The organism is Methanobrevibacter sp. DSM 116169 (assembly GCF_046197865.1).
In the GTDB taxonomy this organism is placed as follows: domain Archaea; phylum Methanobacteriota; class Methanobacteria; order Methanobacteriales; family Methanobacteriaceae; genus JAHKLT01.
In genome coordinates this window covers 1915232-1924084 of the sequence record NZ_CP166990.1, presented here as the reverse complement: position 1 = coordinate 1924084, position 8853 = coordinate 1915232, and the positions used below count along the sequence as shown (strand labels likewise).

Here is an 8853-nt window from a genome sequence, read left to right as displayed (position 1 = left end):
TTAATCACCAAATTAATGTAAAGTTGTTAGATATATCTGAAATTTCAAGTGTAAAAGAATGCTTTTTAAAAAAATTTTTACAGAATAAATTCTCGTTATATTTCTAGTGTAATAGTATAATAATAGACATAAATAAATGTTTTTATTACAAATTAAAATAAAAGTATTAAAAATTAATAAAAAATTTATTTAAAAAGTGTTAATATAATTTATTTATGATGGATAAAGAAAATTAAAGTTAAATTATTAAATTAAGATTATAAATAGTTTTTAATTATTAAATTAAGCTATTAAAATAATATTAAAAAATTTATTTATAAATAACTTATAAAAATATTTCAAATGAAAAAAGAAGTGTTTCAACTGTAATTTAGTAAAAAATTAAAAACTTTTAAAATCTCTTTAAATTTAAAACTAAGGTATTTATATAATTATTTTAATCATTTGAAGAAAATTATAAAATTTCAAAAAATAGAGTGAGAGGTATATTTCAAGTGAAGAAAAATTTTCAAAAAGCCCAAAATCAAGAGGTATATTTCAAGTGAAAAGATTTTTTAAAAACCCTTAAAAATTCCTAAAATTATAAAATAAAGCCAAAATAAAGTTTTATATAAAAAAAGTAAGAGGGGTAAATTTCAAGCGTTTTACATATGAAATATACCTCTTCAGTTTTTCAAGACCCTCAAAAGTGTTTCAGTTGAAGAAGACCTCTCACTCTCTTTAAAAAAATAAAAAAAATTAAATTGGAATATCGTTTGGATTATTAGAAAATGGAATAGGTTTACCATAAACAGCTTCTAATTTAAGTAAGCATTGATGTTTAGCTTTAAATACTTTTTTAATTGATCTAATTAAAAAATCCTTTGTAAGACCATCTTCAAATATTTCTTCTGTAATAAGAAAATGTTTTAGCTCTTTAGTTGGTTCAGCAAAAATACTTATATCAAGTAAAAATTGATTAGCAATTGATTGAATTTCCATTAAAAACTGCTCATTAGTATCAACTTTACCTTTCATAAGTTCTAATAACCCATCATCTACAACAGTGGCACAACCAATAGTCAAACAATCAGTTTTCATTTTAGGTAATATAATATCCATTTTATTGTTAATATTTGCAGGATATGTAATTATAAAATGAGCTCTTGAGTTTTCATCTTCAGGCATACTAGTAAATAAGTTTTCTTCTTCTAACCATTTTTTAATTATTGCTTCATCAATCATTTTTTCACTTTAATAAATTTAATTTAAAAATAATTATATAATTTAATATATATAATAATATTTAATGATAGAATTTAATATAAATAACTTATTTTTTACTTTTACAATCATTGTGTTTATTTTATCACTAATAATAGATTTGTTATTTGGTGAATTACCAACAAAGATTCATCCTGTTGTTTTAATTGGAAAAATCATATCAATTTTATCTAATCAATTAATAAAAATTAAAAATAAGGTATCAGGAATGTTATTATTAATATTAACAATAGCTATTTCATTATTTATATTATTATTTATATTATATATTATATTAAAAATAAACATTATATTATTTATTATATTATATACATGTATTTTATCAAGTTGTTTTTCATTTAAATTACTATTATCATCAGCTCATGACATTAAAAAAGATTTGGAAAATAATATCGATAAAGCAAGATCATCAATTGCACATTTAGTAAGTAGAGATACTGAAAAACTTGATGAAACATTGATTATATCAGCTACAATAGAAAGTTTGTCTGAGAATATTGTTGATTCGTATTTAGCACCTGTATTTTATTATTTTATTAGTATAATAATATTAAATTTAATAGATATTGATATAACTTATAAGTTATTTATATTAATTTCTATACCAATAATTTATAGAGTTATTAACACTTTAGATGCAATGGTAGGATATAAAAATAAAAAATATTCTACTATTGGATATTTTTCTGCTAAATGTGATGATTTAATTAACTTTATTCCTGCACGACTTGGTGGATTATTTATTGTAATTACATCATATATCTTAAAGTTTGATTATAAAAATAGTTTTAAAACACTTTTAAACGATTCATCAAAATGTCCAAGTCCAAATTCAGGTTATACAATGGCATCTACAGCAGGAGCCTTAAATATTCAACTTGTTAAAGAAGATGTATATGTATTAGGTGATGATAATAAAAGTATATCATTAGATGATATAGATAATTCTATAAGGATTTCTAAACTTACAATGTATTTATTTACACTTGTAATGCTAGTACTTACAATAATTATTATGGTGGTATAAATGAAAGTAGCTATTATTTCAATTACAAAAAAAGGATTTGAATTATCTTGCCAGATTAAAGATTCTTTAGATAAAGATTCAACTGTAATTAAAACAGACTTATTTTATAAAAGTGTTAAAAAGAACATGAAAATTGCATTTTATGAATATGATCATATTATAGCTATTATGGCAAGTGGAATAGTAATTAGATTAATATGTGGTTTGATTTCATCTAAACTTAATGATCCATCTGTAATAAATATTGATGAGACGGGTGAATATGTCATAAGTTTATTATCAGGTCATATTGGAGGAGGAAATGAGTTTACTTATAGGGTTTCTAATATAATAAATGCAAAACCAGTTATAACAACTGCAACAGATGTAAATAATAAACTAGCTATTGATAATATTGCAGCAAAATTTTATTTTAAGATTATAAATCCTGAGGAGATTGTATTTTTTAATAAGGCCTTATTAAATAATGAGAAAATCGAGCTATTATTTAATGAAAATACAAATTTGAAATATTTAATTAATTATATTCAAAATAATACACTTGAAATGTACCTTATAAAATATAATAATAATATTTTAAAAAATGAATTTATAGCAAAAATAGATAATCATGAACTAACTCTTAAAGAAAGAACTTTAGTTTTAGGAATTGGATGTCGAAAAGGTAAGTCTTCAATTGAAGTTTTAAATGGTTTAAGAGAAGTTTTAAATGATTTAAAATTACCAGTAGAAAGAATTAATTGCATTTCATCTGGTGAAATGAAAAAAAACGAAAAAGGAATTATTGAATTATCTAATAAATTAAATATTCCATTTAAAACTGTAAGTATAGAAAAATTAAAGTTATTTAAATCAAATGATTGCTCAAAATCTGAATTTGTAAAGTCAAATTTTGGAATTGATGGTGTTTGTGAGCAATCAGCCTTAATAGTTGCAGGATATGATTCAAAATTAATATATAAAAAATCTGTTTTTGATGGTGTTACAATAGCACTAGCTATTAATTAAGTTTTAATAGATTCTAATTTACTTAAAATCTCCCAAATCAATGTTCTAGCATGAACAGGAATGTTAGGATCATTACTAATATCATCTAATTTGATGATAACAGAGCTAACTCTTACAGTTTCATCTTCTTCCTCATCATTTAAAATTATATTTGAATCTTCAGCAGCTTTTCTAATGTTTCTTGGAACGCTGTTATTTTCCATAATATGTTTTAAGATTTCAGAAACTTCTGAAATAATTTCATTACTCATTTTATTCCTCCTCGAATATTAAATAATTATTTAAAGTAAGTATAATGTAAATAATTATAATATTATCTAATTTATAATATTTAAGCTTTTGTATAAATCATTCAAAAATTGGCACTGTAAATTTTCACGGGTTTTGATTTTCTTTTTTGGATGGTTTTTTTTATTTTCTTGTTTTTTTATTTTTTTTAGTGTTTTGTCTTTATTTTTTGTATTGGTTTGTGATATTGTTTGTGTATTGTGTTTTTAATAATTTATATTGGTTATATTTATATAGTATGAGTTATATATTATTAATTATGAATATTGTTAATATTTTACCTTTTAAAAAGATATTTAGGGAGAATCAAACTTATTTGGATGATTTTGTTCGGTTAGATATTGATTTTGAACCTTTTTTTAAGAGGAATAAAAAGTATTGTGGTGATTCTATTGATTTAATAGATGAATTTCAAACAGTTTTATTGGAAAATATTGATGATATTAATAATATTGATGAATTTAAATCTTTTAATGATTTTAATGATAGTGATTCAAATGATGATCAGATTTTATTGGTTGATTTTGATGAAAATAATTTAGATTGGGGTGTAGGTGATTTTATGGTTGATAGACTTACTTTTAATGAATCTTTAAGAAACAATATTAAAAGAGGCTTTGGTATAGATATTTTTGAGGATGTAGAAGAATCTAATGTTATTTCTTATCCTGATAATCGTTTTGCAATGTTAAAAAGAATTTGTCCTCATTGTGGTGAATCTAATGCTAATGTTAAAGGATGGGAACGTAGGATTTATAAAACTAAAGAAAATAAATCTGTGGAATATTATCCTCAGTCTTATGTGTGTAATGAATGTGATAAATGGTTTATTACTCCTGTAGATTTTAAAGTAGATAAAGAATTAAAGGAGAAAAAGAAATTAGATGATAAAATACGTAAAATTCATGCAAATACTGGTTTATCATTTGATAAAATAGCAGAAGTGGTTGAAATTAGTATGAATATCAATGTAAGTCATGAATATGTTAGGAATGTGATTCAAAAAGAACATGATGAATTTGTTTATGAAACAGACATTGTTCCATTGCCTGGTGATTTTAAAAAAAAAGGTAAAACCTCACTAAAACGTGAGGTTACCGATTTAGGCATATTATTCATGTGTAAAAATAAAAAACATGCTAATTTTGGTCATATTACTGTTGATGAACTCTTTACAAATATTAATGGTCAAAAAAACTACTTAGTAACTATTTTTTCAAATGAAATAAAAGACATGCCCATATCTATTGCAATAACAAACACACGTCATTATGATGTTATAAATAAATTTTTTGATTTTACATTCGATAAAACACCAATCCAATCATTAACAAGCGATATGTTAGGAGTATACGGAAAAATAGCTGAAAATAAAAATATACCACAACAACAATGCATATTTCATTGGATGAAATACACCACAGACAAAATATTTGATGAAATTAAAAAAGAAAACATTCCAGAAAAAGATATCACTTATAATTTAATGATATTTACTGAAATGAAAGAAATACTCAGAAGTTTTGACGAAAATAAAACAAAAGAACTACTTGCAAAATATGAAAAAAACATATTTTTCATTGCAGATCCTATACAAAAAATCATGGATAAATTCTCCAAACAAAAAGACAAACTAACAGCATACTCTAAAGATAACAAAATTCGCAGAACCACAAGCCAAGCAGAAACATTCAACAGCCTACCACAAATAAGACATAAAAAACACACATCCAAAAAACCATGGTCATTACTACTATCACTATCCTCCACAATCAAATTCTACAAACCCAACCACAGAACACTACAAAACAGACAATAAAAAAAACAAAAACCCGTGAAAATTTACAGTGCCCAAAAATTAGTTTTTAGAGATATTATTTTAAAAAAGAAATTTAGTGGAATGTATGTTTTTCCACTATTTGTTTACTGTTATTATGTTGCTTGTATGGAAATCTTTCCAGGATGCTGTAGCTATGTATGATCCAGGATCTAAATTTATATTTAATTTTACTATTCCGTTATCATCTGATGTTCTGTTATATATTACTCCGTTGATGTTGATTTGTATTGTTTGGTTGATTACTTTATTTCCTTGATCGTCTAATACTTCAACGTTGTATGTGTCGTTATTTCCAAATGTTTTATTTAAGTTTTCACCTATTAGAATTGGTAAAACTTTAATTATATTACTTATTTCTAAATCATTGCATTTTACTGTTATAATATAAGTGTTTAGATCTAAATTAATGTTTAAAGTAGCTATACCATTTTCATTTGTTGTTCTATTATAAAATACTCCATTAATATTAAATTCAACTAGAGTGTTGTTTATTGGGTTTCCTTTTTTATCTAAAACTTCAACCGTGTATTGTGATCCATTACGGAAATGTTTAGTAAGATCCTCAGCTATTAAAGTAGAATTAACAACAACAAAGTTATTGATTGATGTATTAAAGTATTTACTTGAACCATTAAATCTTGCAGTGACATTATAAGTATTAGGCCTTAAATTAATATTTAAGAACACTTCACCATCACTATTAGTAGTTCTATTATAAGTTACACCATTAATAGTAATCTGTATAAGCACACCAGCTATTGGATTATTATTAGAATCTTTTAAAACAGCTACATATTGTGTACCATTTCTATAAAATAAGAAAGTATCATTAGCATTTAAAGATACATTAGTTTTAGCTATAGTAATATTCAATGTTTTATTAAAACCATTATAATTACTATCACCTGAATATGTGATGATTGCAGTGTAATTATTTGGATTTAAATCAGTAACATTAAAAGATACAGTACCATTGATTATTTCATTTGTGTAATTTTTATTATTAATTGTTAAAGTTATATTACCAGTAGCATTAGGAGCAATTGTTACAGTAATTGTTTGATTTTCACTAGAAACAATATCAGGGCTGGTAATATTAATATTGGCTTTATTAGACTTTAAAACATTAACTGTAGTGTTAAAAGTTTTAAAATGGTAATTTTCATCACCAGAATATATTATAGTGATGTTATTTTCTCCTCCTGGTAGATTTAAGTCTGTGAAAATTACTTCACCATTTGTAATATTTAGTGTTTGATTTTTACCATTATAAATAATTGTAATATTACCAGTAACATTAGTAATGATTCTTATTGTTTGATTTTCACCATAAAACATGTTACTTTCATTTAAATTAAAAGTAGCATTATTTTTATCAATATTTAATAAACCTGATTGTACAGTTATATTAGTTCCACCAATATAAGTACCACTAACTAGATATTTTCCAGCACTAGTAGATGTGATATTTTTAGTGTATAAACCATCTTCAAAATCTGTTAAATTAACATTAAAAATAGTGTTATTAAATAAAGTAATATTTTGACCTACAATAACATTACCATTATCATCAGTTAAAGAAGCATCTAAAATAACATCACCACCATAAACACCATAACAAGTACCATTACCTAAAATAATCAAATAAACCAAAGTATCAATAGTACCATTATTATAAATTTGCTCAAAACAATCATTAAACATAGTATTATTCTTTAATGATAAAGTAGCACCTTGATGATTATAAATAAGATGATTAGTATATCTTGAATTATTTAGTGTAGAATTACTTATAGTAAAATCATTACCATTATTGTAGATTGCTCCACCATAACTATTTGCGGTGTTGTTATTTAGTGTAGAATTACTTATAGTAAAATCATTACCATTATTGTAGATTGCTCCACCCCAACCGCTTGCGGTGTTGTTATTTAGTGTAGAATTACTTATAGTAAAATCACCACCATTATTGTTGATTGCTCCACCATAACTATTTGCGGTGTTGTTATTTAGTGTAGAATTACTTATAGTAAAATCATTACCATTATTGTAGATTGCTCCACCCCAACCGCTTGCGGTGTTGTTATTTAGTGTAGAATTACTTATAGTAAAATCACCACCATTATTGTTGATTGCTCCACCATAACTATTTGCGGTGTTGTTATTTAGTGTAGAATTACTTATAGTAAAATCATTACCATTATTGTAGATTGCTCCACCCCAACCGCTTGCGGTGTTGTTATTTAGTGTAGAATTACTTATAGTAAAATCACTACCACGGTTATTGTAGATTGCTCCACCATACCAGTTTGCGGTGTTGTTATTTAGTGTAGAATTACTTATAGTAAAATCACTACCATAATTATTGTAGATTGCTCCACCATAACTATTTGCGGTGTTGTTATTTAGTGTAGAATTACTTATAGTAAAATCACTACCACGGTTATTGTAGATTGCTCCACCATAACTATTTGCGGTGTTGTTATTTAGTGTAGAATTACTTATAGTAAAATCACTACCACGGTTATTGTAGATTGCTCCACCATAACTATTTGCGGTGTTGTTATTTAGTGTAGAATTACTTATAGTAAAATCATTACCAATATTGTAGATTGCTCCACCATACCAGTTTGCGGTGTTGTTATTTAGTGTAGAATTACTTATAGTAAAATCATTACCATTATTGTAGATTGCTCCACCCCAACCGCTTGCGGTGTTGTTATTTAATGTAGAATTACTTATAGTAAAAACACCACCATAATTATTGTAGATTGCTCCACCATAACTATTTGCGGTGTTGTTATTTAGTGTAGAATTACTTATAGTAAAAACACCACCATAATTATTGTAGATTGCTCCACCATTACTATTTGTGTGTCCGTTTTGTAGTGTTATGTTTTCTAAAATTAAATTACCACCACTTACAATATTGAAAATTCTTACTTCACTGTTTCCATCAATAACACCATTTCTAATAGTAACAATCTTATTAATCTCAATACCATTAGCATATTTTCCTGTATCATTATATAAAATTGTTTTACCTTCAAGATCAACTACTTCTTTACTAATTATTTCTTGTTCTAAACAAGTAAAATTACCAGCAACAGAATATGTCTTCATTTCATCATTAATTTCAAGATCATCAGAATAAACATCAAATGAATCCCATTCTCCTATATCATTAATTTCTTCTGCAGACACCAAACCCACAGAAAAAACTAAAACAATTAACAATATAAAAATTTTATTTCTAAACATTTTAAAATAAACCTCCAATAACAAATAATATTACTGTTTTGAATATAATAAGATATAAATTTTTCTTCAGGAAAATCTTATTCAAACAAACACTAAATAACTAAAATATATATAATTAATTAATATTTTTTTAAAATAAACATAATATATAAGAAAGTATATAAAA

6 protein-coding genes are annotated in these 8853 nt (G+C 24.5%); 3 read left to right on the top strand and 3 right to left on the bottom strand.

Translation table 11 applies throughout. From position 1 onward, the window contains the following. Positions 1-738: 738 nt before the first annotated feature. Positions 739-1224, bottom strand: a complete 486-nt coding sequence (locus tag ACA134_RS09330; RefSeq protein ID WP_409200145.1) for a DUF2299 family protein — start codon at positions 1222-1224, stop codon at positions 739-741. 64 nt (positions 1225-1288) lie between these two features. On the opposite strand from ACA134_RS09330, the gene ACA134_RS09325 reads away from it, so the two are divergent. Both ACA134_RS09325 and ACA134_RS09320 read left to right on the top strand, forming a co-directional pair. After that, positions 1289-2290, top strand: a complete 1002-nt coding sequence (locus ACA134_RS09325) for a cobalamin biosynthesis protein (RefSeq protein ID WP_409200144.1) — start codon at positions 1289-1291, stop codon at positions 2288-2290. Next, positions 2291-3298 (top strand): cobalt-precorrin 5A hydrolase, encoded by a 1008-nt coding sequence (locus ACA134_RS09320; RefSeq protein WP_409200143.1) that lies wholly within the window; start codon positions 2291-2293, stop codon positions 3296-3298. Here ACA134_RS09320 and ACA134_RS09315 read toward each other — a convergent pair. Further along, positions 3295-3549 carry a UPF0147 family protein gene (locus tag ACA134_RS09315; protein WP_409200142.1) on the bottom strand — a complete coding sequence of 85 codons (255 nt, stop codon included), beginning with the start codon at positions 3547-3549 and terminating at the stop codon, positions 3295-3297. The genes ACA134_RS09320 and ACA134_RS09315 overlap by 4 nt on opposite strands. Before the next feature lie 275 nt (positions 3550-3824). On the opposite strand from ACA134_RS09315, the gene ACA134_RS09310 reads away from it, so the two are divergent. After that, positions 3825-5405, top strand: a complete 1581-nt coding sequence (locus ACA134_RS09310) for a hypothetical protein (protein ID WP_409200141.1) — start codon at positions 3825-3827, stop codon at positions 5403-5405. Between the two features lie 96 nt (positions 5406-5501). Here the strand turns inward: ACA134_RS09310 and ACA134_RS09305 are convergent, their stop codons facing one another. Further along, complete coding sequence (locus ACA134_RS09305) at positions 5502-8687, bottom strand: beta strand repeat-containing protein (protein WP_409200140.1); 3186 nt, start codon at positions 8685-8687, stop codon at positions 5502-5504. Positions 8688-8853: the final 166 nt, after the last annotated feature.